The sequence below is a fragment of the Sulfitobacter sp. SK012 genome, assembly GCF_003352085.1.
Taxonomy (GTDB): domain Bacteria; phylum Pseudomonadota; class Alphaproteobacteria; order Rhodobacterales; family Rhodobacteraceae; genus Sulfitobacter.
In genome coordinates, this window is the sequence record NZ_CP025804.1 from 4,105,025 (window position 1) to 4,129,965 (window position 24,941).

The window sequence follows — 24,941 nt, forward strand, 5'->3', positions numbered from 1 at the left end:
GTGTGTCAAGAAATATAGGGTGCCGCATATGACAGCGCCCTACCCTCGCCTACGCGGCTCGAAAGATCTCTGGCTCAATGCCGCCTATGAGCTTTTGATTTCTCAAGGGATTAACGCCGTAAAGGTGATGCCCTTGGCGAAAAAACTCAACCTGACCCGCACTGGGTTTTATTGGTATTTTGAGGATATTTCTGAACTGCACAGCGCAATGGTTCAGCGCTGGGAAAGCAAAAACACCGGAAACCTTGTCGACCAGTGCAACACAGATGCCGCCAATATTTGCGAGGCGCTTTTCAATCTGATGGATTGCTGGCTTGACCCGGAGCTTTTCGATGCGCGGCTTGATCTGGCCATTCGCAATTGGGCGCGCGTCGATCCAGATCTGAAACTAAGGTTAAACGAAGCCGACGCTCGCCGGATAAAGGCCGTGGCAAACATGTTCACCTGCCATGCTTTTTCAAAAGAGCAAGCGGATGTCCGAAGCCTGACAGTCATCTACACGCAGATCGGCTATATCTCGATGCAAGTCGAAGAAACGAGAGAAGAGAGATTGGCGCGGGTTCAGCACTATGTTGAGCTTTTTGCAGGTGTCCGTCCAACGTCCGAAGATGTCGATCGTTTTCTAAACCGCCATCCACATCACTGATGCCGACACTTCAGCTGGCTGTGCTGCAGCTCTATTTTTCAACAATGCATCGTTCGGGGCCAACACCCGAGAAATGCGCGCGGCATTCATCGACAAAATGCTGAACAAGCTTGCGAGGGCGGGATTTGTCATACGCGACCGCAAGCGTCAAAGGCGGAAGATTATCAGAAATTGGGAGCCCGACCACGTCTTCGCCACTGTAGCTAGTCACCGTCAGGGGCTGCATGTTTAGAATTGCGCACCCATAGCCCTCGCTCACGAGGCTCCGGACCATTTCGGTCGAGTTTGCATAGGCCGCAATGGAAACACCGTGGGTCTGAGTATCAAAAAGGCCTCGATAATAAGCTGAGGCGACCGGGCGATTTAGGACGACCAAGGGTTCTTGGGCGATTTGGGCTAAACTGATGCTGCTCTGGCCCGCTAAGTCGTGCGATTTGGGGAGAAGGCAATATGCAGGAGCCTCAACCAACACGTCAAACTCGACCGAAGGGCGGGCATCTTCGCTGACAAATAGAATGGCATCGTATTTTCCATTCAACAGGCCCTCTTGGGCGGTATCATTGTCACATTCATCAAGGTGCAGAACGATATCGCTTGCTTCAGGCACGAAGGATGACAGGATTTTTGGCAAAAAAGCTGGAGCGATCGGTGCGTAGTATCCGATACACAAAGCGCCGCTCAGCGCTTGTTTTAGGGCGGTCCCTTCACTGAGCACCGAGCGGTAATCTTCTAGCAACCGCTCAAATTTACGCGCAATTGCCAGTCCGCTGGCATTTGGCTTTATGCCTCGGGACCGCTGCCTAGTGATCAAGGTCAGATCAAACGCTGCCTCAACTTGATCAATGGCCGTGGACACGGCGGAGGCTGCGATATTCAGTTCAGCCGCAGCTTTAGCAATGTTGCCATGACGCAAAGCGGTCGTGAAATAGGCCATCGCCTTTAGTGAAACGGCCATACTACCTCTAATAATCAGATCTTATTCGCACTTTAAAACTGTTTTTCATATGAAGTGCGTTCTGTCAAACTGCAGCACAGACGCAGCCCAACCAAGGTGACCAAGATGCCCGATGCCCCCCTCAAAGGGTGGAACCATGTTCCTGCCGTTCCACTGACAGTGTCTCCGTTTTTTCGGTGGCCATTACGGCCGCTAGAAATGTTGGCCTGGGTTTGGAATTCTTGGTTTTTGATTACCGAAAAGCTGATCATCGTTGGGATCGCTTTTATCTCTTTTTATTGGTTTCAACCCCCTCTGGAGGAAACCAAAACACTTGCGGTCGGCTGGATCGCTGAAATGTATGTCCGCAACCTTGTCTTGATGGCAGCTGTCGCGGGCGGGCTGCATCTGTATTTCTACACTTTTTCCAAACAGGGTCAGACGCTGAAATATGACCCACGGCCGCTGATGAAAAACGGCAGGCAGTTCACGTTAGGGGGTCAAATTCGGGACAATATGTTTTGGACTTTGGGCAGCGGTGTATTTGTCTGGACCGCCTACGAAGTGCTCATGTTTTGGGCATTGGCCAATGGCTACGCCCCCTTGCTGACATGGGCTGCGCATCCAGTTTGGTTCATCGCGATGTTCCTGTTGATCCCAATTTGGGAGAGCTTTTGTTTTTACTGGATACACCGCCTGCTGCACGTCCCGTTCTTGTATAAACATGTGCATTCGCTCCACCACCGCAACATCAATGTGGGCCCCTGGTCTGGCCTATCCATGCATCCCGTTGAGCATGTGATCTACCTTGGTACGGTCTTGATCCATTGGGTCGTTGCCGCCAGCCCGGTCCATATTTTGTTTCACCTGCAATACTACACGCTGACTGCGGCCACGACGCATACAGGGTTCGAAGGTTTGATGGTCAAAGATGAAAACCGCCTCAAGCTGGGCACTTTCCACCACCAAATGCATCACCGGTATTTCGAGTGTAACTACGGGTCGCTGGAAATACCGTGGGACAAATTTTTCGGGTCATTTCACGACGGCACCTCGGCGGCGAATGAACGGATGAAAGAACGTCGCAAGCGGATCATGGGGAGCTAAGTCATGAAAGGACTGTCTGTAAAAGAGCTGCTGGAAGCCAAGGGCAAACGGAAGCTGGCCTATGTTCAGGTTACGCGAGAAGAAGAGGCCATCGCAGCCGGAGAGGCTGGCATGGATATGATCGGTACTGCGTTCATTCCGGAGCGCGCACATTTTGCCAAGGCGGTGCCTGGCACCCATTTTCAGTTTGGTTTGCCGTGGGGGAAACACGCGAGTGCCACAGAAGCATTGCGCGACGCGATGGCCGCAATGCAAGCCGGCGCGCAATCGGTTTATTGCGGCATGAGCCCGGCGGTCGTCGAAGTGCTTGCCCGCGAAGGCGTTCCGGTAATTTGCCACGTAGGATTGGTCCCGCCAAAGGCCACATGGACGGGCGGCTACCGCGCTGTGGGCAAAACGTTGGAACAAGCAAAGACAGTTTGGCGCCAAGTGCAGGCGTTTGAGGACGCCGGGGCTTTTGCGGTTGAGTTGGAAGTCGTCGCGGCCAACCTTGCCTCCGAGATCAGCCCCCGCACATCTATGCTGACAATTTCGCTTGGTTCAGGCGGTGGCTGTGACGCGCAGTATCTGTTCTCGGCCGATTTACTTGGTGAAAATCGCGGACATATTCCGCGCCATGCCAAAACATACCGCAACTTTGCAGAAGAGCGCGACCGGCTCCAAAGCGAACGCATCGCCGCTTATCAAGAGTACATCGCCGACGTGACAAACGGGGCCTTCCCCGATGCAGAACATATTGTCGAGATGGACGAGAGCGCGTTAGGCAAAGTCTGGCAGGATTGACCGGAGCCGCGACACGCTGCTTAGGCCGCTTCTTTGACTGCAAGCTCGGCCATTTGAAGTGCCGCCTCTCGGGTGCTGGCCACAGCAATAAAGCGGCCGTTGTGGCAAAATTTCGCACCTTGAACGCCAGAAGCTTGCTCAAGTTCAGCATCTGTTAGTCCGGCCCATGCCGCAGGTAGATCGGCGCGCTGTTCAAAACTGTCCCCGCTTAGGCGAATGCCGATGATCGCCCAATCATCGTCGCGCGGATGAACAACGAACAAAAGATGATCCGCGCCGGCCTTTTCAATGGCTGATCGAAACGGCATGCCCATCGGCAATTCCAACACCTGCGCAGAGCCTGCGTTGGCGATGGATGCCAAAACCGCAGCCTCGGCGCGGCGCTTGGCAGATTTGCCAGCGATAGACGCCTCAACGAATGCACGCGCAATAGGTAGAGCAGCTGCAAAGGCCTTGTCATCAGCATCAGCGCCGCGGCTATCAAAGACGGGCTTCAACGTCTCGAGCAGGACCGGCAAAGTCATACCAGCAAGCTGGCCTGCCGTGGCAGGTGCTAAGGCGCCATTGTCCACCAGATCAATCGGCACCACAAAACTCTTGTCAAAGCTGTGGTGGATGTCGTCAACATCCGCGTCCGGCACGTCGAGCGCACGCAGGTATTCACGCCCGTAGAAAGTCCAGATCAGTCCGAAAGAACTGTAGGGCTGGTCATCCTCGCGCAGCGGCGTGGGGCGCTGATGATGGTCAAATATCTGCGCGTCGGCGTCAAATTCCCGACCAACATCATAGATAATTTTCTCTGGTGACGGTGTGATCCAAGCCGCATCACGGCTGCGAACCAACTCGGCTTTTGGGAAAAGGCGGGTAAGGATCACCGAAGACAGCAATTCATCCGCATGAAAGCCGCCCGAATGGGTAACAAGGTGGGTAATGGTCATCGGTGCGGTCCTATCGATCAATAAGCGAAAAAAGCGACCGGGTGGGCCGCTCACATCATGTAGGGGAGGTGCTGGCTTGATGAGATTTCATTCAGCGCAGTGCTTTAGGGAGAATTAATCTCAAGGTGAATTGCAAGAGCGGCGGCTAGATATGTACAGAAATTCCGCCCAACATCATTCGCAATTCACAAAATTTAATGCGTCCACGCTCCACGACGGCCTGTCGCGAAATTCTCGCCATACCCGCCAGCACGTATGTTGGGCTTGCGTTTTTGGGGATCTTGAATTTGTGCGTCTATGCCGTTTTCACTAGCATATTCAACGGCTTCTTCACGCGTATCAAATTGAAGCCGGACTTGGGACTGAGTGTCGTTGGACGATGTCCAACCCATAAGCGGATCGACCTCACGCGCTTCGGATTGGGTAAATTCCAGAAGCCATACGTGGGTCTTGGCGGAGCCAGAGGACATCGCTGTTCTGGCTGGCTGGTAGATTCTCGCGCGCATGGGGACTCCAATTTATGTTGCGCCCTATTTATCGGGCGATACACTCAAAAAGCAAGAGCATGACGGTAAACATCAGTTTTTCCCCTTACAATGCTGCAGTGCAGCAATTATGTAAGAATTCATGCCAATTAGGAGGCTACAATGACTCCCCTTTCACTCTTCGCGCTTCAAGCACGTGCAACATCGTTAATGTTTGAAACCCAAACGGTCATGGCCCTACGTGTAATGGGGATGAGCGGCGCAATACCGGCACATTCAGATGAAAATCTGAGAATGCTCACTGAAAAAGGCCCCGCGATGGCCGAGGCGTTCGTTGCTGGCAATTCTGCGATCCTACAAGGCAAAAACCCAGAAGAGATTATGAACGCCACACTGGACCCACTCGTCGAAGCGGTGCGGGCCAACCGCGTGCGTCTGACGGAATAAGGCCTTCCTCCTGTCAGAAATTGACAGGAATGCAGGCTAGCAGGGCTTGAAGTTACGGGCGTTGCAGCCAACTGTAAGGCAGCCCCCGAAGGATCACGCAATGCCCTACGCTCAGACAGACCGCTCCGATGGGGAACCGATCCTTGCCAACGCAGCAGAAGACGTTCGCAAACGGCTCAAACTTGAAGGCGGGCGCGCGTTCAAACTCCAGACAGAATTTGAACCTGCCGGCGACCAACCAACGGCAATAAAAGAGCTGTCTGAAGGCATCCGCAACGGTGAGCGCAATCAGGTTCTTTTGGGTGCCACGGGGACGGGCAAGACCTTTACCATGGCCAAGCTCATTGAGCAGACCCAGCGGCCCGCCATTATCCTAGCCCCCAACAAAACCCTCGCCGCCCAACTTTTTGGGGAGTTCAAAGGGTTCTTCCCGGAGAATGCCGTCGAGTATTTCGTCAGCTTCTATGACTATTACCAGCCCGAAGCATATGTAGCGCGGTCTGATACTTTCATCGAGAAAGAAAGCCAGATCAACGAACAGATCGATCGGATGCGGCATTCGGCGACCCGTTCGTTACTGGAACGTGACGATGTAATCATCGTGGCCTCGGTATCATGCATCTACGGAATTGGGTCGGTCGAGACCTACGGTGCCATGACCCAAGATCTGAAGGTTGGCGAAAGCTACGACCAGCGGCAAGTAATTGCCGACCTTGTGGCTCAGCAATACAAACGCAACGATGCGGCATTCCAGCGCGGCTCGTTCCGAGTGCGCGGCGATTCACTCGAAATTTTTCCGGCGCACCTTGATGACCGCGCCTGGCGCCTGTCGTTCTTTGGCGAGGAGCTGGAAAGCATCACTGAATTTGACCCGCTGACTGGCGAAAAAACCGATAATTTCGAACAGATCCGCGTCTATGCAAACAGCCACTACGTCACGCCAAAGCCCACCATGAGCCAAGCCGTGATTGGCATCAAGAAGGAGCTGCGCATTCGGCTTGATCAGTTGGTCGGCGACGGAAAACTGCTGGAAGCGCAACGGCTTGAGCAGCGCACCAACTTTGATCTTGAGATGCTGGAAGCGACAGGCGTTTGCAACGGGATCGAGAACTACTCACGCTATCTAACAGGTCGCGCACCGGGTGAGCCGCCCCCCACCCTGTTCGAATTCATCCCTGACAACGCGATTGTCTTTGCGGATGAGAGCCATGTCTCCGTTCCCCAAATCGGCGGCATGTATAAAGGCGACTTTAGACGTAAAATGACACTGGCCGAACACGGCTTTCGCCTGCCGTCGTGCATGGATAACCGCCCCCTCAAGTTTGAGGAATGGGATGCTATGCGACCTCAATCGGTGTTTGTTTCTGCCACGCCTGCTTCGTGGGAAATTGAGCAGACCGGCGGCGTTTTCACAGAACAGATCATCCGCCCAACCGGCCTGATTGACCCTCCGATTGAGATACGCCCCGTTGAAATGCAGGTCGATGACCTCTTGGATGAAGTGCGCAAAGTGTCGGCTGCGGGGATGCGGACGCTCTGCACTACCTTAACCAAGCGTATGGCCGAAGACCTGACCGAATACATGCACGAGCAGAGCATCCGCGTGCGCTACATGCACAGCGACATTGACACAATTGAGCGTATCGAAATCCTGCGCGATTTGCGTTTGGGGGCGTTTGACGTGCTGATCGGGATCAACCTTTTGCGCGAGGGCCTCGATATTCCTGAATGTGGGCTGGTTGCTATTTTGGACGCGGACAAGGAGGGCTTTCTGCGCTCTGAGACGTCGCTCATTCAAACGATTGGGCGTGCGGCACGGAACGCTGAGGGCCGTGTGATCATGTATGCTGACCGCATCACCGGATCCATGGAACGCGCGATGGGTGAAACAGAGCGCCGACGTGTGAAACAGGTCGCTTATAATGAAAAGCACGGCATCACGCCGACGACCGTTAAGAAGAACGTCGAAGACATCCTTGCAGGCCTCTACAAGGGCGACGTCGACATGAACCGTGTCACTGCCAAAATCGACAACCCGCTGGCCGGGGGCAATCTGAAGACCGTACTGGAAGGCTTGCGTACCGATATGCGCAAGGCAGCTGAGAACTTGGAATTCGAAGAAGCGGCGCGCCTGCGGGACGAAGTCAAAAGACTAGAGGCGGTGGATCTTGCGATCGCGGACGATCCGATGGCCCGCCAATATGCTGTCGAAAAGGCCGTAAATGACGCACACAAAGCCTCTGGCCGCTCGACGATGGGCCGTGGTGGGATGCACGGTGGTGTGAAACGGCGGGGCAAAAAGTAGAGGCTGCGTCAAACTCGGTTTGTTAATTCAGCCACCATTTGCAATTCCGTGCGATAGGCGTCTTCGCGAGACAAACGCCCTCTTCGTAGAGCAACCCGTAGCCCTAAAATGCACCCACTGGCATCCCAAATCCGTTCTCATTTTTTGGATTAAATTTAACACTTTCCGCTCTGAGTAAGTAATTATTAACCGTGATTAATGACACTGCACGTCGGGAGACGGCTCTGTGTTACGATTAATCACTTCACTTTTAATCTTTTTGTCTACAGCCGGCCCCATGCAGGCTGGTGCTTGGCTGCGTGAAAAAGGTAGCACGTTTACGTCGATCTCCTTCACCTCAACCTGGTTTCTTGAGACGGCTAACGCCACCTATCTGGAATTTGGGGTTCGCGACGACCTAACCCTTGGCATCGACGCGAATATTTACCGCAGTCCGATTCAAGGACAGGCAGGCACTGTGACGCTTTTTCTGCGCCGGCCACTGGGTGATCGGGACGGCAAACACCGCTGGGCTTACGAGCTTGGTGTTGGTGCAGACTGGATCGGTGATGTCATCATTCCGCATGTCCGTACCGGCATTAGTTGGGGGCGTGGATTTTCCCTTGGTGAAAAAAACGGCTGGATGGCAGTCGATGCATCTGTAAATTGGGATTTGGGACAGGGTCTACATTTGACAAAAATCGACAGCACTTTGGGGCTAAGTCTCTCTGATCGGTTTTCGGGAATGCTTCAGGTTTACCTAGGATCTGTTGGCGGCGAGAGTTATGGCACCCTAGCGCCGTCCTTCATTTTTGCTCCGCGCAAGACTAAATTCAAGCTCCAACTCGGAGCTGAAGCGCGCGTCGGCGCGTTTGAGAATACTGGTTTAAAGATTGGCCTGTGGCGCGAATTCTAACGTCAAAAACCCCGGCGCTCTTTGGCACCGAGGGTTCATGATGTCTTCTTCCCGTATCAACTCGCTCGCTTTAGACGTCGTTGTCCATACGGACCGTCAGCTGAACTGTCCCTCGTACGGGCTGGTCCCAGATCAAATGAATTTGATCATTGTTTGGCCCTTGCTGAGCACGAATATAGGGCATGGTATCGACCACCTGATTGGCGGCATTGCGGATCGTGTTCTTGGCAACAAGGGAATCTACATTCAGCGCCCAACCGCCAAACGGCAATCCTTCACCCGCATCGATAACCCAAGTTTGAGCGACCGCCGCTTCATTATGGCTAAAGCGGTACGGATTCTGAACCGAAGTGCTGACCCCATGGAATGAGTTGCCAGATACATTCACATTGCGCATCCGCTGAAACGCGAGGTTCGCAAAGCTGGTGTCAACCCTCTCCACCCGGTCTATATATCCGTTGATGCTCCGAAACCGATTGCCCGAAATGTTTAGCCCATTGATGAAATGCCCCGCCCCATGTGGACGCACGACAAAATAGCTAAACCATGTTGCGACTTCACCTGACAGAAAAATGTTGCTCGTCACATCAAGTGAACTGAAGGAGAATTCATTTTGATATTCCGGGGCCGGATCACGTTCATTCGTCCACTCAATAAAGCAGTTATCGACATAGTTATGCGACACAATCGACGATGTATGTTGCGCCGCCAGCACCAGCCCTGCGGATCTGACACCGCCAGCAACAGTGTCTCCCTGAAAAAAGTGATTGCCGGTCACGAGGTTGTTCTGCCCTGCCAGAATAGCAAAATGGCGGAAACGCGTGGCGCGGTTATTGCGCAGTTTCACGTCGTTGGCGTTGGTGTTCAACGCGATACTCACACGCTGGGGCACATTCAGTTGATCTTCGCTAGATAGGAACTGGCAACGCTCGACAAACATCCCCTGACAGCCACCGCCCGAAGAGGTGATACCCCTGTCCTTTGGCGCAGTAATAAAGCAGTCCTTTACAGAAAAGATCGTGCCCGCGGGTGCCAACATGATCCCACTCGAAACGCCAGAACATTGGAACTCGATGTCATGCAAAGCAAACTTACTCAGAACCGTAAACCCGCTAAAATCCAAAAGGTATTTGAAGCGGCGAAAGGTGAAGTTCTGCGTCCCTTCTGCATCGTGTAGTGCCGCGTTCAAAGTGATCTCGTTGGCTGCGACATTCTTGGACCGGACATAAACTTCACGGCCAACGCCAGCCCCAGAAACATGCGCCCCGACGGGGATGTTGGCAATGTTGCTGACATTGCTCAGCGTGCGCGTGCTATTGGTATTATAGGTACCGCTTGCCACGACAGTTTCCGTGGCCCAATCCCCATCTGAGGCCGCGAGCAGCTGACCGTTGTGGATGACCCGGCGCGTTCCATAGCTGGTGCGATTGCCCACGGCTGCTTGCATGTCGATCGGGGCCGTGACGTTGACCTTACGTCCACTAAGATCGAGGGATTCGTGATCTGCGTTGTTCAAAAGCGCTTGGAACGCTTTCTTAAAGGCCAACTCTTCATTGCCAAAAGCATCGATATAATTGGCGAGATCGTAATTCTGGCGCAGCAGCAGCACGGCATCATCGGCCATCCGAACAGTGCCCTCAAACCGGGTCGGCGCGTCAAAGGTAACGCTGCCTTCTAGACGAAAAATCCCTGCTGGGACCAACACAGTTCGCCCGCTTGAAGCATTATTGGCGGCCTCAAAGGCCGCGGTATCATCAGTTGTGCCATCGCCAATTGCGCCATAATCGCGCACGTCCACCGTGGCCACAATGTCGCTGAGGAAAACCGAGCTGATGTCTTCAACCCTGATGTCATCGATGCGCACCAGACCGCCGTTCTGTCCAACCAGATCGATCCCTAAATGACCATAAACCGCCGCAGGACCCCAAACCATGTCGACCCCGCGCCGGTCACCGCCGCCGATAATCGCGCTGACTTCGACCACCTCACCGTAAGATGTCAGCGGAACCGCGACAGAGAACTCAGGCACGCCGCCGATTTTGCCGCCCCCTGCACCGCCCGGATACCCCGAGATGCGCACGGACGGCAAATTGCCACTTATTGCTTTTATCCGAACCGTAACTTTCAGGTAGCACCCCGGCAACAGAGGCGTCTCGCCCATGTAGCGCAGGCGTTGCACGCTTTGCGTCTTGGCCAATTCCAACGCGCCACCAAAATCCTGATCAGCTGGGACAAAGGCAGCGTTCGATGCATTCGCATATGTCCCTGAACCCGGCGTCCCGTCCCCGCTTGACCACACGCCTAACCCATTCGCAAATACTGGCGGCATTAAAAGCACACCCTCGGTAATCGCCTTATTCATCAATATCCCTTTCCCACAGCACCCACGCTGACCTTCGCCAGTGCAACGCGCCGATTGATTGATCCCGCCACTGACGATGCTGCCAGTGCGAGGTAGGGAAATATCAACGATGGGTTAAAGCGCGGCTACACCACCGTCACGGTGCCCGTTGCGCAAATGGGATTATACGTTCGCGGCAGGTTCCTTGAGGATTTGCACGCCATTGATGCGCCATCCCTCATTGGTCTGAAGCATCCGGTATTCCAGCACGTGCACCGCACCTTTGTCGTCTGTGATCATGACCTTTTGCCAATAGGTCCCGCTGGACTCGCGTAGTTCAAGAAAACGCACGTCTGCAGGTTTCCAAACCATTGGATAGCCTTGGGTAACCATGGCCCGGAAATTATCCGGCGTGCGAAACATTTGTTGCAGCGACGGACTTGCAAACTCAAAGGCCTGAGCGAAATCATCTGCCCTGAAAGCGTCGAACTGCTGGGAGATTGTGCCCTTTATCCCAGCGTCCTGCGCCTGAGCGCCAAACGCCCCAATCACACAGAACATTAACGAAAAAACCACCGTCCGCATTGCAACTCTCCATGTCAGCCCACGTACCTTAGGGTAAGGCGCGCGAGCCGCAGGGCAAGTATATCATCCAGAAATCAGTTTTCCTGCCAGCGCATCCTCGATGAGCGTGATGGTTTCTTGCACGCCATAAAGCGCTATGAACCCGCCAAAACGCGGTCCCTGGCTGGCACCTAGCAACACCTCATAGAGGGCTGTAAACCAACCGCGCAGCGGATCAAAACGTTCCTTGCCGACCGCAAACACCATGGTTTGCAGCGCCTCAGCGTCCAAACCACCGTCCCATTTCACCAATTCGTCACGTAGCTCTTCAAGCGCTTCTCGCTCCAGATCGCTAGGCGCGCGGAACACTTTGGCCGGCTTCACAAAATCATTGTAGTACCGCACCGCGTGACCCGCCGCTGCGTCCATGCCGGGGTTTATTTCTGGCGTCGCATCAGGCGCATAGCGCTGAATAAAGCCCCAGAGTTGTGATTTGTCCTGAGCTGAAGACACTGACGCGAGGTTCAGCAGCATCGAGTATGGCACGACCATGTCTGATTTGGGCACATCCCCGCCGTGGATATGCCAAACCGGGTTGTTCAACTGCGCTTTGATATCCTGGCCCTCATAGGCGCGAAGCTGTTGGTGGTACTCGTCCACAGCTTTGGGAATCACATCAAAATGCATGCGCTTGGCCGTCTTTGGCTTGAGATACATGAAATACGACAGCGATTCCGTGCTGGCATAGCTCAGCCATTGATCGATTGAGATGCCGTTGCCTGACGACTTCGAAATCTTCTGGCCGTTTTCATCCAAAAACAGCTCATAACTAAAGTGTTCTGGCTTTTTGCCCCCCAAAATCTCACAAATCCGGTCATAAATTGCGGTATTGGTGGCGTGTTCCTTGCCATACATTTCGAAGTCGACATCCAACGCGGCCCAGCGCGCGCCAAAATCCGGCTTCCATTGCAATTTCACATGACCGCCCGTGACCGGCAAAGTCATTTCTTCGCCTTCCTCGGTATCAAAGGTGATCGTGCCACCCTTGGCATTAACCTCCTTGATCGGGACGTACAGAACTTTGCCTGTCTCAGGATGAATTGGCAAAAAGATCGAATACGTCTGACGGCGTTCTTCGCGCAAGGTTTTCAACATAACATCCATGATGTCATCATAACGCGCCGCAGCACGCAGTAGGATTTCATCAAAATGGCCCGCCCGGTAGAATTCCCGTGCGGAGTAAAACTCATATTCGAACCCGAATGTGTCAAGAAACCGACGCAGCATCGCGTTGTTATAATGACCAAAACTCTCAAACTCTCCGAACGGGTCCGGCACGCTGGTGAGCGGTTTGTGCATGTGTTCCGCCAGCATTTCTTGCTGTGGCACGTTGCCCGGGATTTTGCGCATTCCATCCAGATCATCTGAAAAACAAATCATCTTGGTGGGGATTTCAGAAATTTCCTCAAACGCGCGCTTGATCATAGTGGTCCGCAGCACTTCACCAAACGTCCCGATATGTGGCAAGCCTGACGGACCATAGCCGGTCTCAAACAGCACATATCCCTTTTCAGGCATCTTGCCATGATAGCGTTTCAGCACGCGCCGCGCCTCTTCAAAGGGCCACGCTTTGCTCTGCATTGCTGCATCCCGCATCTCAGACATTCAGATCACCTAGATTTGCGCCAACTGCGTCCCATACGCCCGGCTGGCCTTGTTCCTATTGCCTCCCCCGTGGGGCGTCAATAATCTGCACCTCATGAAGGCAGAGCAAAGGAAAACAAGATGCCCAACAGCACCGAACCACACGCGCTCAGCGCACAGGACTGCCTCGTAGCCCTGATGATCGCCGTTTCAGCGTCAGATGAAGAGATCCGAACGACTGAATTAATCAAGATTCAGGCGGCAGTGAACCTATTGCCGGTCTTTGCGAGCTTCGACATCGACCGCATCAGTACCATCAGCCAGACGGTATTTGACCTTTTTGAGCAAGAAGACGGGCTTGATGCGCTGTTCGGCCTGATCCGCGAATCTCTGCCAGAACGGATGAACGAAACCGCCTATGCGCTGGCCTGCGATGTGGCCGCTGCTGATGGCAGGTTGGATGAGGCAGAATTACGACTGCTCGAAGAAATTCGATATGAGCTGAACATTGATCGCCTGCACGCGGCCGCCATTGAGCGTGGCGCACGGGCGCGCCACCTTACCTAAACTGGCTTAGGAGGCGTAGAGCAGCGCCCAGCGCTCAATCAGCGCCAATTGCAATGTCTTTGCCCGCCCGTTCCAGCTTCGGCTGCCGGGCGGGCGTTCTCGGTCCTCGCGCTTGATTGTCGCTCGGATGTCTTCGTCAGCGGCAAAGATGGCAAAAGCGAGCTCTGTGCCATCCTCGCCGGTAATATAGCCCGCGAGGGCAGATACAAAATTCAAAGTGCCGGTCTTGGCGACGACTTTGACAGGGTGATCGCGCACCGGGCGTCCTTTGGAATCGCGAAGTGCAACGGGCTTGAGTATCTCATGAAAATCGCTGCCTTGCATGGCGACCAATGCACAAACCATATCGGGTGCCGTGACCCGACTGGCGTCACCCAACCCCGAATGATCCACCAGCGCCGGAGACGCCATGCCCAGCGTCATCTTGGCCCATGCGTTCATTTCAGCCGCAGAAGCCTCTAGTGTCTCTATCCGGCCAATCCGCTTCTGGCTTGCAGCCATCCCCACTATTTCAGCGGTTAGGTTCGTGGAATACTTCAACATATCATGCAGGATGACCCGCAGTTCTTTGCTAAGGTGGCGCACCAACATAGTCGTTTCCGGCAGTGTATCGATCAATTCGGGCTTGCCCAGTTTGATGCCTTGCGCACCCGCCAGCACTGCAAAGACTTCGCCCGCATAAAGCCCCGGCTTGCGCACAGGTAACCAACGCGCTCCGGCCTTGCCCAGCGCACCCTTGGCCACGGTCCAGACGTCACGCGTGCCTGAATCGCTATAGGTAAAAATCGGCGTGCTGCGGTCTTTGACTGCCATGCTGGCCATGTGGACCGCAGGACGCAGCCCATCTGACCGACCCTCCATCGTAACGGCATATCCGTTCGAGCCGCGCTTCCATTCAAAATGCACGCGGTTGAAATTCAGTGCGATACCCGAAATGCCAGGGTTGTACCCAACATGATCAGGCTGACCGGGGTCGATATCGCGCAAAGTTGGCAGCGCGCCATCATAAACCTTAATGCCACCGCGGACAGCCGTGACCCCCGCCGTCTTGAGGGTCTGCGCCATCGAGGCCAGTCCGTTGGTATCTAGCGTCGGATCACCCCCACCGACAAGCAGAAGATCACCCAGAATTTCGCCATCCTCGATGCCCCCCGTGAACATCAACCGTGTCGAAAAACGATGATCCTCGCCCAGTGTATCCAATGCATAAAGGGCGGTTAGCGCTTTGGCGACGCTGGCAGGCGGCTTGGCCAATGCGGCATCTTCGGCTTCAAGCGCCTTGCCACTGGCGGCCTCAACAACGGCAAAAGACACTTTGCCCTGCAACCGCGCACGGCCCAGGATTTCTTCTACGGTACGCGCCGTGCGCTTGCGCATTTTTGGATCGCGCGGCACCGGACGCAATGACGTCTCAGGTGGCGCAGCAATCGCAACGCGCGGCAGGACCACGCCCGCGAGGGTTGATCCAACAAAAACGCGCCGTGAGATGTTGCCTTTCATAGACCAGAGTTAACCCAACCTGCGCGCCACCTTCAAGCCAAGCCTATGACATTCCTTTTACTACATCGGCATGATAGCGCCTGTGCAATGCAACGCGTTGTTCTGATCATGTTTGTCGCCATGTCTCTGGTCCCTGCTGGAGACAGCGCGGGGAAACTCTTGTCGAGCCAACTGGGCGTTGCACCGGCGTTCATCGCTTGGTCGCGATTCTTGATTGGTACGCTTTTTGTGCTCCCGTTTTTGCCCAAAGGTTGCATCGCACTTTTTGCAAATTGGCGCATCTGGTTTCGCGCAGTTTTGCTGTCTTTCGGCATCACATCCATCCAGATCGCCCTACAGACCGAGATGATCGCAACCGTCTTTGCAGCGTTCTTTATCGGCCCCCTGATCAGTTTTGTCCTCGCTGCGATATTTCTACGCGAACCTGTCACACCTTTGCGCTCAATTCTGATCGCGTTTGGTTTCCTCGGCGTGCTGGTCGTCGTGCGACCTGGGATGGGTGCTTCTACAGGCCTGTTATGGGCGGTGGCCGCGGGGTGCAGCTACGGCGCGTTTCTGACAACATCGCGCTGGCTCAACACACTTGGCTCTCCTATTGCGGTGGTGTTTTCACAACTCGCAATCAGCGCACTTCTGCTTGCCCCCTTCGGGCTGACACAACTGCCCCCGTTCACGGGCACAATTGCAGCGCTGACAATCACGTCGGCCTTTTGCTCGATGTTGGGAAATTTGTTGCTGCTTTATGCGTGTCAGCTGGTCCCTGCGACCCGTGTGGCCCCGTTGGTCTATTTTCAATTGGTTGCTGCCGTTGGGCTCGGCTGGGCCGTCTTTGGCGATCTACCCGACAGCTGGACCTGGATTGGTCTCAGCATCATCATCACGTCCGGCCTCGCCTCAACCCGACTCCGCTGACCAATCTCCTGCCGCGCGAATAGCACTCGAAGATATGTCCACCATCGGCACGTTTACAAAACACCACGCCGGTGCATCTGCGCGCGCCAGAAGCTGACTAAACCGCCCCGGTATTCGGTAAGGTGCATAAAGCGACGCAGCCCGGCTCATCCGCGCTGAGATACGCTGCCCGGGGCGCGCCAAAACGCCGATGGGTACCGTTTCGGCGATCTGCCGCCAGTCTTGCCACAGATGAAACTGGGCCAGATTATCTGCCCCCATCAACCAAACAAACTTCACTTGCGGGTATCTGCGTTGCAACGCGGCCAATGTTTGTGCCGTATAACGCGTGCCCAGATGGGTTTCGATGTCTGTCACCGTCACGCGGGGGTGTCGCATAACCTCCCGAGCACGCGCCAATCGCGCAGGCAACGGTGCTGGTCCGAGCTTCTTCAGGGGATTGCCCGGGCTCACCAGCCACCAGACCTTATCCAGGCCAAACCGCTTAAGCGCCTCACGGGTGATATGCGCGTGACCCGCGTGCGCAGGGTCAAACGATCCACCCAAAAGACCAATCACTTGGCCGGGGTGCGCAAAGGGAAAGTGATGGCGCAAAAAAACGGCCCCCGAAATCTAATCCGGGGGCCGTTAGGGCGCCTTGCGGCACCTGTGTCAACCAAAGCTCAGTGACCGTGCTTGACGATCTCACCTGATTTCAGGCGCGCGAAGTAGCTGATCATCTCAGCCTTTACGATCGGCATCAGAACGTAGAGCGCCGAAATGTTCACCACAGCCATCGCAAAGATCGCAGCATCGGAGAAGTCGATAACCGGACCAAGGCTTGCTGCCGCACCGATCACGATGAAGATGCAAAAGATAACCTTGAACACAAGTTCGGTCGTCTTGCCTTCACCAAACAGGTACGTCCATGCCTTCAGTCCATAGTAGGACCAGCTGATCATGGTCGAGAAAGCAAACAGAACCACTGCAATCGCCAGTACGAATGGGAACCAGCTAAAGCCTGTCGCAAACGCCGCCGAAGTCAGTGACACACCGGAGTTACCATCCACTGTTGCAATCGCGGTACCCGCTTCATTCAACATGTAATTGCCCGTTGCCGGATCAATAATCAGCTGACCTGAAATGGTGATGACCAATGCTGTCATGGTACAGATCACGACAGTATCGATGAAGGGCTCCAGCAAGGAAACCACACCTTCTGTGATAGGCTCTTTGGTCTTGACCGCAGAGTGCGCGATCGCCGCAGAACCAACACCAGCCTCGTTAGAGAATGCAGCCCGCTTAAAGCCTTGGATCAAAGCGCCAACAAAGCCGCCTGCAACCCCAAGACCGGTAAACGCACCGGCAAAGATTTGACCAAAGGCCCAACCAATCTGATCATAGTTGACCAGCAGAACCACCAGCGCCGCTGCTACGTAAAGGATGCCCATGAATGGCACGACCTTTTCAGTAACCTGCGCAATGGATTTGATACCGCCAACGATCACAGCAAAAACCACACCAGCAAAGATGATGCCCGTGATCCAGCCAGGATAGTCGCCTACGATGCCAGAGATTTGCGCATGTGCTTGGTTGGCTTGGAACATGTTCCCGCCGCCCAACGCACCAAGGATACAGAAGATCGAGAACAAGACCGCAAGGAACTTGCCACCCGGTGCGCCGCGCTCAGCAAAACCCTTTGAAATGTAATACATCGGGCCACCAGAGACCGATCCATCAGCATATTCATTCCGGTACTTCACGCCCAGCGTACATTCAGTGAACTTAGACGCCATGCCCAGAAGGCCCGCAGCTATCATCCAGAACGTCGCACCCGGCCCACCGATGCCTACAGCAACAGCCACGCCGGCAATGTTACCAAGTCCGACAGTTCCCGAAAGTGCTGTCGCAAGGGCCTGAAAGTGACTGACCTCGCCCGCATCATTGGGATCGGAATAATCGCCTTTTACGAGGCTAATCGCATGACCAAACGCCTTGATCTGGATGAAACCAAAGTAGATCGTAAAGATCGACGCGCCGATCACCAACCACATCACAATCCAAGGAAAGGATGTGCCGGGGATTGGAGCGAAAATCAGGCTTACAAACCAGCCCGTCGAGCTGGCAAATATGCTGTTGATCTTTTCGTCCATGCTGCCCGCTTCCTGAGCGGCGGCAAGTGTCGGTAGGCTCAGCGTCGCTGCTGCAGCCAGAACCGGATTGAGAAAATTCTTCATCGGTATGCCCCTTCAGGTTATGGAATGATTGTGACAGGCACGGATGCCGTGGCGACAAGACGACCCGACACACCACCGAAAAGGCGCTCTTTCAGCCCCCGTGCGCCGACCCGGCCCACAACGATCTGACTGGCACCATGCTGCTTAGCAAGGTCTTCTAAAGTATCGGCAACATCGCCGTGGCGTACGATACCAACAACGTCAAAGCCTTCTTTTTTAGCCGCCGCGACCGCGGGATCCAGAACGCGTTCGTTTACGGTCTGCAGCTCTTCTTCGCGGCGCTTATGGCGCATTTCGTTCTCTTCAGGTGTCTGAAAGCTGAACGGTGACCATTCGATCACGTAGCACAGCGCAATAGCGCAGTCCCCGATCCGCGTGGCCTGTTCCTTGGCATAGGTGAGCGCTCGTGCGCCTGCCTCTGACCCATCCAGACCCACAATGATTGTGGTTTTTGTCATGTCGATGTCCCTGTTAATTATCTCGTGCCTTTCGACTGCACCTAATTAAAGAGGATCGCTGAACGCTCTCCCCTTCGCAAGTCTAACAAATTCCAGAAAGTCTAATTAACCGAATGCTCGATATATAACAGTCATCTGAACTGCAATTCAAAGAAATGGCAGCCTTATCGGATATCTATTTTTGATTCAGTGGATGGCCCTGCGTCAATTTGACCACCTTGGGTGCTATCGATCGGACTCAATCACGATTTCTGGCAAGCGCTCGAGTGGATAATTTGACTGCAACACCCAAACGCCGTCCTCATCCGCTTCTAGGGGGCGCAATGTACCGCCGGGAAAGGCGCGGGTGCGCAATGCCAGCACGATATCTGACAGCACGGCAGGATTATTGCGAAGGTACGAATGGCTGTCAGCTCTACCGGCTCCCTCTACGCGGATAAACTGAATCAGATCTTCTTTAGCCAGTCGGGCAATTTCGACACGGCTAAAGTCATCTTGGCGCAGCGCTCCAATGCGCGGCGTTTTGGTCAGGAACGATGACACGCGAATGGCAGTATCATCCGGGTTCACATAAACATTCACCTGCTCAAACGCCTCTGAGAACCGCTCAGAAAGCAAGCGTTGGCGTACAATCCCGGTATCCAGATCAGCAGCCGCCAAAATCAAAGTGCCCGTCTTCAACCCCAGCTTTGGGTTCACACCCCGACCGCGCTGAAAGATGATCAACTCACGCAACGCCTGTGTCATCACGTCTGTGCCGCGCGAATGCGCAACGATATCAATGTCTTCGACTTCTGGCATTGCAGCTAGCATGCGCAGGAATTCTTTGGCGTGAAAGACGCTGAAATCTCCCGCGGCGCGGTCTCGGAAATAGCCCAGCGGCCCGCGATTACCCGCCGGCCAACTGAACGAAATCGGGATAGAGCGACGGCCGGTAAAGTGCCACAGGTTCGCCAATGTGGTTAAACTGTCGTCAAATTCATTTCGAACGCCGTGCACGTAAACCAAAATACGTCCATGACCGGTGTGCTTGATTTGTGCGCGCACTTCATCTTGGAACGCTACGGTCTGCGCCTCATAAGATTGCTCGGCTACGGTTTCGACCCGCAATCCCCCATCCAGGCGCGTGGCCGCGAGAGGTGCGGGATCAAATCGTACGAACTCTTCGACGCCAATGACATCCAACCGCGACAAACGCCCACCTCGGTCCACATGGGTCCGCGCCACTAGATCGTCCCAGTCTTCAGCCCCGAACCTGATGGGGTCGTCTAATCGCATAGTGTTTTGCAAGCACTTTTTCCCATAACCCAGCAATCGCGGTACCTTTTCGGGCTCCTACGTAGATTGGCAAAGCTGGTCTTGCACTTTGCTCCTGAGGGTCGAGATCTCGTATGCCGGGTGCAGGGTCGTCTTCGCGGTCGACATATAGCCGCCGCATGATGGGTTTAGCAGGTGGAGCTTCCAATGTGGATGACGCACTCAACAGTGAATGCCGGTGCAGCCCATCAAACGGAATTACTCAACCCACGTCCCGGCAGGGACGTCTCGCCGCGCTCAGGATGTCGAGCGCAAGAGGGTGTTTAGAGGCTTAATGGTTGAGCAATCGGATTGAACGCTGATCCGGTTTTCAGCATCGCATGCATTGTGACTGCCAATTTGCGTGCCAATGCGACTGCTGCGCGTTTCGTGCCAACACGTTCCTTAAGCTTGAGCGCCCATGTTCGCAGATCACTTTGCATCTTTGACCGGGTTAGGATGACGAGTGCGGCCTCGTAAAGGAGCCCTCTGAGATGTCGATCTCCGCGGCGAGATACCCTGCCGCTGTAATCAACCTCCCCAGATTGGTATCGTCGGCTGGTCAGTCCGAGCCAGGCCCCGACAGCGCGTGAGTTTTTGAAGTTACCCGGATCTTCAATAGCTGTCGCATAGGACGTGGCTGTAATTGCACCCACTCCAGGGATGGTCATGAGAAGTCGACAGGCGTGGCTTTTGCGCGCCACCGCGAGCAGCAGTTTTGTAAGATCCGCTGCGCGCATCCGCATGTCGTGCCAAGCATTCAACAGTGGCAATAGAATGTTGGAGAGCTCGGTCTGATCCACCAGAAGTCTACGAACATTTGCGTCAAAGCTGCGTCCTTTGCCCGAAGGCACAATCAATCCGAACGTCTTCATGAGCCCACGGATTTGGTTTGACAATTCGACTGTGATCCTGACCAGTCGAGTTCGCGCAGCTATCAGTGAACGAGCAAGCATACTGTCATAACCTTTCACGCGAACCTCTCGATAAAAACCGACCTCAGCTAACTGAGCCAGACCATCTGCATCATTTGCATCCGTTTTGTTCGCCGCCATGTCGAGCGCCGCCTTAGCGTGGCGTGCATCGATACAAATAGCAGGCAGTCCCTCTTCCTTCAAAGCATGATAAAACCACACTGACAGCGGACCAGTTTCGAAAATCACCCGCACGACGCCGGGTGCGCGCTTTCTAACAATTTGCGCAATTCGCGCTGGATCTGAATTGCATTTCCCTCGCCAAACGCGCGCACCTGCGCGCCGAATGGAAATCGCAGTCTCTTTCATTGATACGTCGAGTCCGATATAATCGGCCATGGCTGTTCTCCAATGATGCTTGGGCCAGACACCTCGTCATGAGCCCGTATTTTCATCTTATCGGGGAACAACCACCATCAACTTCTTTTGAAGTTTCATGGCGACTCATCCCGCGATTACACCATGTGGATGGCTCTTGCTCCAACCGGCGTCGCAATGCGCCATACTGTAGATGTCCATATCTGCTTATAGGAGGAGCCACCCAATGCGAGTTACCACAATCGGCCTTGATCTGGCCAAGAACATTTTCCAAGTTCACGGGATCACGAAAGACGACGAGGTCGCCTTCAACCGGCCTTTGAGACGGGCACAATTGTTGCCGTTCTTCTCCAAGATCGAACCTTGCCTGATTGGCATGGAAGCTTGTAGCAGCGCGCATCATTGGGCACGCGAGCTGACGAAGTTTGGCCATGACGTTCGGTTGATCCCACCGATTTATGTGAAACCATACGTGAAGCGCGGCAAGTCCGATGCCATTGATGCGGAAGCCATTTGTGAGGCCGTTACCCGTCCTACAATGCGGTTTGTGGCAATAAAAACCGTTGAGCAACAAGCTTTGTTGTCACTCCATCGCGCACGAGCTCTGCTTGTCCGCCAACGCACGCAGCTGATCAATGGCTTGCGTGGTATGGTCGCTGAGTTTGGGGTTTACATTGCGAGGGGCCTCGCCCAGGTCATCGGATTTGCGGAGGATATTTTAGCAGGCGAAGTGCTTGACCTGCCCGCGATTGCCAATGAGGTGATCCATAACCTTTGCGAACATCTCATGGCATTACATTTACGGCTCCGCTGGTATGAAGACCGGCTGAAGCTTGTCGCCAAGGAAGATGCGCGGGTCCGTTTGTTGCGCACCATACCAGGCGTCGGCGCTGTGACCGCCTCGGCAATCATCGCCAGCATTGGGGATGGTCATCAGTTCAGCAATGGCCGCGAGTTTGCAGCATGGCTCGGTCTGACGCCTGCGAACAAATCCAGCGGCGGCAAAGAGAAGCTCGGTCGCATTACAAAAATGGGCGATCAATACTTACGATCATTGTTGGTCGTTGGCATGACATCGCTTGTCCGACAGACCAAATCGCACCCAGAGCGCGCAAGTAAATGGCTGGTATCGCTGCTGGAACGAAAACCCGCGCGCTTGGCAACTGTCGCTATGGCCAACAAGACTGCTCGGATCGTCTGGGCCGTTCTCACCCGCAACCAACCTTATACACCGCACACGGCCTAAAAGGAAAAAGAACAAAGAGTTAGCAAGACCCGCGAGATGATGGTGCATAAGTCTGCCGCCAAAACCAGGACACCCCGTCGAAGGTCCCGGGCGTCATAGCCCGCTAAGCTGTAAGGGACTTGGTTTGCGGAACCCATCAGGGCCAGCGGTCAAAACCGCGCAAACAGGCCGGACACATGACTGCTTCTGACAAATGCACAAATCTGATCAAAAATGTCTTGCTATGCAGGAGCCATCCACACAGGACCTTCGCTGCGCCGAATGCCATGCCCTGTGAACGGGCCCGCGAATAGCTTGTTTGGCCGCTATCCGCATCCACTGGCGCACGGTCTGTTACATAAAAAATATTCGGCTCGATGGTTTGCAAAGAGGCCGGAACCAGTTCAGCCGGATAGTTTTTCCCATTAAGGTACAGGTTCGGCGGTGCCGACAAACGAGCTGCAACACTGCACCCCACCAGAAGAAGCGCCAGGCCCACCAAGAAAAAATTGCGCATCATCCGCCCCTAAAACACTGCTTTAATCAGACGATCTGACCACGCTGCGTTGATCTTGCCCGGCGTCAGCGATATTGCAACCCAAACGTCTCTACTTTGAAGGAATGCCGCAATGGCCGCTTATCAATATGTCTACCACATGCAAGGTGTCTCCAAGACCTATCCTGGCGGCAAAAAATGCTTTGAGAACATCCACCTGAACTTCCTGCCGGGCGTAAAAATCGGTGTAGTTGGTGTGAACGGCGCGGGTAAATCCACGCTGATGAAGATCATGGCCGGCATGGACAAAGACTTCACCGGCGAGGCGTGGGTCGCAGAAGGAGCCCGCGTAGGCTACCTGCCGCAAGAGCCCAAACTGGACGAAACGCTGTCTGTACGCGAAAACGTGATGCTTGGTGTGGCTCCTAAAAAGGCGATCCTTGATCGGTACAACGATCTGGCGATGAACTACTCCGACGAGACCGCCGATGAAATGGCGCAGTTGCAGGACCAGATCGACGCAGAGGACCTTTGGGATCTCGACAGCCAAATCGACGTGTCGATGGAAGCGTTGCGCTGCCCACCTGATGATGCGCGTATTTCGGACCTTTCAGGCGGTGAAGCGCGCCGGGTGGCGCTGTGCAAGCTGCTGCTTGAAGCGCCTGAAATGTTGCTCTTGGATGAACCGACCAACCACTTGGACGCTGAAACCATCGCGTGGCTCCAGCAACACTTGATCAACTACAAAGGGACGATCTTAATCGTCACGCACGATCGCTATTTCTTGGACGATATCACCAGCTGGATCCTTGAACTGGATCGCGGCAAGGGCATTCCCAACGAAGGCAACTATTCCGATTGGCTTGAGCAGAAAGCAAAACGCCTCGGCCAAGAAGCCCGGGAGGATAAATCCAAGCAGAAAACGCTGGAGCGCGAACTGGAATGGATGCGCCAAGGGGCCAAAGCCCGTCAGGCGAAATCCAAAGCCCGGATCAAATCTTATAATGAAATGGCTGAAACGTCCGAGCGCGAAAAGCTTACCCGCGCTCAAATCGTCATCCCCAACGGACCTCGCTTGGGCAACAAAGTTATCGAAGTCAGTGGCCTGCAAAAAGCCATGGGCGACAAGCTTCTGGTAGAAGGTCTTGATTTCTCACTGCCGCCCGGCGGCATTGTCGGCGTGATCGGACCGAACGGTGCGGGTAAATCAACGCTGTTCAAAATGTTGACCGGCCAAGAAGAGCCTGATGCCGGGACGATTGAATATGGCGATACGGTCGACCTCTCTTATGTCGATCAGTCGCGCGATGATCTCAAAGCCGATGATAACGTATGGCAAGCCATCTCAGGCGGTGCTGAATTGATCCAACTTGGTGATGCCGAGGTGAATTCGCGCGCCTATTGTTCATCGTTCAACTTCAAAGGTGGCGATCAGCAAAAGAAAGTCGGGCAACTTTCAGGTGGTGAACGTAACCGCGTTCACATGGCGCGGCTTTTGAAAGAAGGCGGCAACGTGCTGCTGCTTGACGAACCGACAAACGATTTGGACGTTGAAACACTGCGCGCCCTCGAAGATGCGCTGGTAGATTTTGCTGGTTGCGCCGTCGTGATCTCGCACGACCGTTTCTTCTTGGACCGCATTTGTACGCATATGTTGGCCTTTGAAGGCAACGCGCATGTCGAATGGTTTGAAGGTGGCTTTACCGACTATGAAGAAGACAAGAAGCTCCGTCTGGGTGCCGACGCTTTGGAACCAAAGCGTTTGAAGCACAAGAAATTCGTTCGCTAACAATATTGGTGGGCGGCACCGCCCACCAAACTCCCGCCGATTTCACCTGAGATTTCGACGCCTATCCACCCAGCATGACTGCCGCTGTGGATTGAACCTGA

General features: G+C 54.4%; 23 protein-coding genes. 10 read left to right on the forward strand and 13 right to left on the reverse strand.

Annotated features, from left to right (window positions below):
- Positions 1 to 28 precede the first annotated feature (28 nt).
- On the forward strand, positions 29 to 646 hold the full coding sequence (locus C1J03_RS20025; protein ID WP_114888185.1) for a TetR/AcrR family transcriptional regulator: 618 nt from the start codon (positions 29 to 31) through the stop codon (positions 644 to 646).
- Between the two features lie 31 nt (positions 647 to 677).
- Here the strand turns inward: C1J03_RS20025 and C1J03_RS20030 are convergent, their stop codons facing one another.
- On the reverse strand, positions 678 to 1,601 hold the full coding sequence (locus C1J03_RS20030; RefSeq protein ID WP_114888186.1) for a LysR family transcriptional regulator: 924 nt from the start codon (positions 1,599 to 1,601) through the stop codon (positions 678 to 680).
- A 105-nt stretch (positions 1,602 to 1,706) separates the two neighbouring features.
- Between C1J03_RS20030 and C1J03_RS20035 the strand changes: the two genes are divergently transcribed.
- Together C1J03_RS20035 and C1J03_RS20040 are read left to right on the forward strand one after the other, a co-directional pair.
- Positions 1,707 to 2,687, forward strand: coding sequence for a sterol desaturase family protein (locus C1J03_RS20035; RefSeq protein ID WP_114889107.1), 981 nt, complete (start codon positions 1,707 to 1,709; stop codon positions 2,685 to 2,687).
- Between the two features lie 3 nt (positions 2,688 to 2,690).
- The gene (locus C1J03_RS20040; protein ID WP_114888187.1) at positions 2,691 to 3,470 is read left to right on the forward strand and encodes a 3-methyl-2-oxobutanoate hydroxymethyltransferase; all 780 of its coding nucleotides are present in this window, start codon (positions 2,691 to 2,693) and stop codon (positions 3,468 to 3,470) included.
- Between the two features lie 20 nt (positions 3,471 to 3,490).
- Here the strand turns inward: C1J03_RS20040 and C1J03_RS20045 are convergent, their stop codons facing one another.
- Both C1J03_RS20045 and C1J03_RS20050 read right to left on the reverse strand, forming a co-directional pair.
- Positions 3,491 to 4,408, reverse strand: coding sequence for an MYG1 family protein (locus tag C1J03_RS20045; protein WP_114888188.1), 918 nt, complete (start codon positions 4,406 to 4,408; stop codon positions 3,491 to 3,493).
- A 194-nt stretch (positions 4,409 to 4,602) separates the two neighbouring features.
- On the reverse strand, positions 4,603 to 4,914 hold the full coding sequence (locus C1J03_RS20050) for an ETC complex I subunit (protein WP_114888189.1): 312 nt from the start codon (positions 4,912 to 4,914) through the stop codon (positions 4,603 to 4,605).
- A gap of 141 nt (positions 4,915 to 5,055) precedes the next feature.
- Between C1J03_RS20050 and C1J03_RS20055 the strand changes: the two genes are divergently transcribed.
- The 3 genes from C1J03_RS20055 (at position 5,056) to C1J03_RS20065 (ending at position 8,540) form a co-directional block, all read left to right on the forward strand.
- A complete protein-coding gene (locus tag C1J03_RS20055) occupies positions 5,056 to 5,340 on the forward strand; it encodes an antifreeze protein (RefSeq protein WP_114888190.1) in 285 nt (94 codons plus the stop codon).
- A 100-nt stretch (positions 5,341 to 5,440) separates the two neighbouring features.
- A complete protein-coding gene (gene uvrB, locus C1J03_RS20060; protein ID WP_114888191.1) occupies positions 5,441 to 7,645 on the forward strand; it encodes an excinuclease ABC subunit UvrB in 2,205 nt (734 codons plus the stop codon).
- A 226-nt stretch (positions 7,646 to 7,871) separates the two neighbouring features.
- Positions 7,872 to 8,540 (forward strand): hypothetical protein, encoded by a 669-nt coding sequence (locus tag C1J03_RS20065; protein WP_162798621.1) that lies wholly within the window; start codon positions 7,872 to 7,874, stop codon positions 8,538 to 8,540.
- A gap of 70 nt (positions 8,541 to 8,610) precedes the next feature.
- On the opposite strand, the gene C1J03_RS20070 is transcribed toward C1J03_RS20065, so the two are convergent.
- From C1J03_RS20070 to C1J03_RS20080, 3 genes are all read right to left on the reverse strand, one after another.
- Positions 8,611 to 10,902 carry a glycosyl hydrolase family 28-related protein gene (locus C1J03_RS20070; protein ID WP_114888193.1) on the reverse strand — a complete coding sequence of 764 codons (2,292 nt, stop codon included), beginning with the start codon at positions 10,900 to 10,902 and terminating at the stop codon, positions 8,611 to 8,613.
- 162 nt (positions 10,903 to 11,064) lie between these two features.
- Complete coding sequence (locus C1J03_RS20075) at positions 11,065 to 11,466, reverse strand: DUF4864 domain-containing protein (protein ID WP_114888194.1); 402 nt, start codon at positions 11,464 to 11,466, stop codon at positions 11,065 to 11,067.
- A gap of 63 nt (positions 11,467 to 11,529) precedes the next feature.
- A complete protein-coding gene (locus tag C1J03_RS20080; protein WP_114888195.1) occupies positions 11,530 to 13,110 on the reverse strand; it encodes a lysine--tRNA ligase in 1,581 nt (526 codons plus the stop codon).
- 120 nt (positions 13,111 to 13,230) lie between these two features.
- On the opposite strand from C1J03_RS20080, the gene C1J03_RS20085 reads away from it, so the two are divergent.
- Positions 13,231 to 13,656: a tellurite resistance TerB family protein gene (locus C1J03_RS20085; RefSeq protein WP_114888196.1), complete on the forward strand. Its 426-nt coding sequence runs from the start codon at positions 13,231 to 13,233 to the stop codon at positions 13,654 to 13,656.
- 6 nt (positions 13,657 to 13,662) lie between these two features.
- On the opposite strand, the gene dacB is transcribed toward C1J03_RS20085, so the two are convergent.
- The gene (dacB, locus tag C1J03_RS20090; RefSeq protein ID WP_114888197.1) at positions 13,663 to 15,156 is read right to left on the reverse strand and encodes a D-alanyl-D-alanine carboxypeptidase/D-alanyl-D-alanine endopeptidase; all 1,494 of its coding nucleotides are present in this window, start codon (positions 15,154 to 15,156) and stop codon (positions 13,663 to 13,665) included.
- An 87-nt stretch (positions 15,157 to 15,243) separates the two neighbouring features.
- On the opposite strand from dacB, the gene C1J03_RS20095 reads away from it, so the two are divergent.
- Complete coding sequence (locus C1J03_RS20095; RefSeq protein ID WP_114888198.1) at positions 15,244 to 16,068, forward strand: DMT family transporter; 825 nt, start codon at positions 15,244 to 15,246, stop codon at positions 16,066 to 16,068.
- On the opposite strand, the gene C1J03_RS20100 is transcribed toward C1J03_RS20095, so the two are convergent.
- The 5 genes from C1J03_RS20100 to C1J03_RS20120 all read right to left on the reverse strand — a co-directional run bounded on the left by C1J03_RS20100 (position 16,051) and on the right by C1J03_RS20120 (position 21,351).
- Complete coding sequence (locus C1J03_RS20100; protein WP_114888199.1) at positions 16,051 to 16,662, reverse strand: nicotinate-nucleotide adenylyltransferase; 612 nt, start codon at positions 16,660 to 16,662, stop codon at positions 16,051 to 16,053. The two genes, C1J03_RS20095 and C1J03_RS20100, sit on opposite strands and share 18 nt — an antisense overlap.
- Positions 16,663 to 16,730: 68 nt before the next feature.
- Entirely contained in the window at positions 16,731 to 18,284 is a 1,554-nt protein-coding gene (locus C1J03_RS20105) for an alanine/glycine:cation symporter family protein (protein ID WP_114888200.1), read from the reverse strand.
- Positions 18,285 to 18,301: 17 nt separating this feature from the next.
- The gene (locus C1J03_RS20110) at positions 18,302 to 18,742 is read right to left on the reverse strand and encodes a universal stress protein (RefSeq protein WP_114888201.1); all 441 of its coding nucleotides are present in this window, start codon (positions 18,740 to 18,742) and stop codon (positions 18,302 to 18,304) included.
- A gap of 225 nt (positions 18,743 to 18,967) precedes the next feature.
- Positions 18,968 to 20,032, reverse strand: a complete 1,065-nt coding sequence (locus C1J03_RS20115) for an alpha/beta hydrolase (protein ID WP_254694110.1) — start codon at positions 20,030 to 20,032, stop codon at positions 18,968 to 18,970.
- 290 nt (positions 20,033 to 20,322) lie between these two features.
- Entirely contained in the window at positions 20,323 to 21,351 is a 1,029-nt protein-coding gene (locus C1J03_RS20120) for an IS110 family transposase (RefSeq protein ID WP_114883818.1), read from the reverse strand.
- A 205-nt stretch (positions 21,352 to 21,556) separates the two neighbouring features.
- Between C1J03_RS20120 and C1J03_RS20125 the strand changes: the two genes are divergently transcribed.
- The gene (locus C1J03_RS20125) at positions 21,557 to 22,576 is read left to right on the forward strand and encodes an IS110 family transposase (protein ID WP_114888203.1); all 1,020 of its coding nucleotides are present in this window, start codon (positions 21,557 to 21,559) and stop codon (positions 22,574 to 22,576) included.
- 136 nt (positions 22,577 to 22,712) lie between these two features.
- Here C1J03_RS20125 and C1J03_RS25480 read toward each other — a convergent pair whose 3' ends face one another.
- Positions 22,713 to 23,075 (reverse strand): hypothetical protein, encoded by a 363-nt coding sequence (locus C1J03_RS25480; RefSeq protein WP_162798622.1) that lies wholly within the window; start codon positions 23,073 to 23,075, stop codon positions 22,713 to 22,715.
- Between the two features lie 109 nt (positions 23,076 to 23,184).
- Here C1J03_RS25480 and ettA point away from each other — a divergent pair, with 109 nt between their 5' ends.
- Positions 23,185 to 24,840 (forward strand): energy-dependent translational throttle protein EttA, encoded by a 1,656-nt coding sequence (ettA, locus tag C1J03_RS20135; protein ID WP_114888204.1) that lies wholly within the window; start codon positions 23,185 to 23,187, stop codon positions 24,838 to 24,840.
- Positions 24,841 to 24,941 lie beyond the last annotated feature (101 nt).

Coding starts and splice junctions, on each gene's coding strand:
- C1J03_RS20025 (WP_114888185.1), top strand. CDS start 29: ATGACAGCGCCCTACCCTCGCCTACGCGGCTCGAAAGATCTCTGGCTC.
- C1J03_RS20030 (WP_114888186.1), bottom strand. CDS start 1,601: ATGGCCGTTTCACTAAAGGCGATGGCCTATTTCACGACCGCTTTGCGT.
- C1J03_RS20085 (WP_114888196.1), top strand. CDS start 13,231: ATGCCCAACAGCACCGAACCACACGCGCTCAGCGCACAGGACTGCCTC.
- C1J03_RS20070 (WP_114888193.1), bottom strand. CDS start 10,902: ATGAATAAGGCGATTACCGAGGGTGTGCTTTTAATGCCGCCAGTATTT.
- C1J03_RS20080 (WP_114888195.1), bottom strand. CDS start 13,110: ATGTCTGAGATGCGGGATGCAGCAATGCAGAGCAAAGCGTGGCCCTTT.
- C1J03_RS20050 (WP_114888189.1), bottom strand. CDS start 4,914: ATGCGCGCGAGAATCTACCAGCCAGCCAGAACAGCGATGTCCTCTGGC.
- C1J03_RS20110 (WP_114888201.1), bottom strand. CDS start 18,742: ATGACAAAAACCACAATCATTGTGGGTCTGGATGGGTCAGAGGCAGGC.
- C1J03_RS20095 (WP_114888198.1), top strand. CDS start 15,244: ATGCAACGCGTTGTTCTGATCATGTTTGTCGCCATGTCTCTGGTCCCT.
- C1J03_RS20120 (WP_114883818.1), bottom strand. CDS start 21,351: ATGGCCGATTATATCGGACTCGACGTATCAATGAAAGAGACTGCGATT.
- dacB (WP_114888197.1), bottom strand. CDS start 15,156: ATGAAAGGCAACATCTCACGGCGCGTTTTTGTTGGATCAACCCTCGCG.
- C1J03_RS20040 (WP_114888187.1), top strand. CDS start 2,691: ATGAAAGGACTGTCTGTAAAAGAGCTGCTGGAAGCCAAGGGCAAACGG.
- uvrB (WP_114888191.1), top strand. CDS start 5,441: ATGCCCTACGCTCAGACAGACCGCTCCGATGGGGAACCGATCCTTGCC.
- ettA (WP_114888204.1), top strand. CDS start 23,185: ATGGCCGCTTATCAATATGTCTACCACATGCAAGGTGTCTCCAAGACC.
- C1J03_RS20125 (WP_114888203.1), top strand. CDS start 21,557: ATGCGAGTTACCACAATCGGCCTTGATCTGGCCAAGAACATTTTCCAA.
- C1J03_RS20045 (WP_114888188.1), bottom strand. CDS start 4,408: ATGACCATTACCCACCTTGTTACCCATTCGGGCGGCTTTCATGCGGAT.
- C1J03_RS25480 (WP_162798622.1), bottom strand. CDS start 23,075: ATGATGCGCAATTTTTTCTTGGTGGGCCTGGCGCTTCTTCTGGTGGGG.
- C1J03_RS20105 (WP_114888200.1), bottom strand. CDS start 18,284: ATGAAGAATTTTCTCAATCCGGTTCTGGCTGCAGCAGCGACGCTGAGC.
- C1J03_RS20035 (WP_114889107.1), top strand. CDS start 1,707: ATGCCCGATGCCCCCCTCAAAGGGTGGAACCATGTTCCTGCCGTTCCA.
- C1J03_RS20055 (WP_114888190.1), top strand. CDS start 5,056: ATGACTCCCCTTTCACTCTTCGCGCTTCAAGCACGTGCAACATCGTTA.
- C1J03_RS20075 (WP_114888194.1), bottom strand. CDS start 11,466: ATGCGGACGGTGGTTTTTTCGTTAATGTTCTGTGTGATTGGGGCGTTT.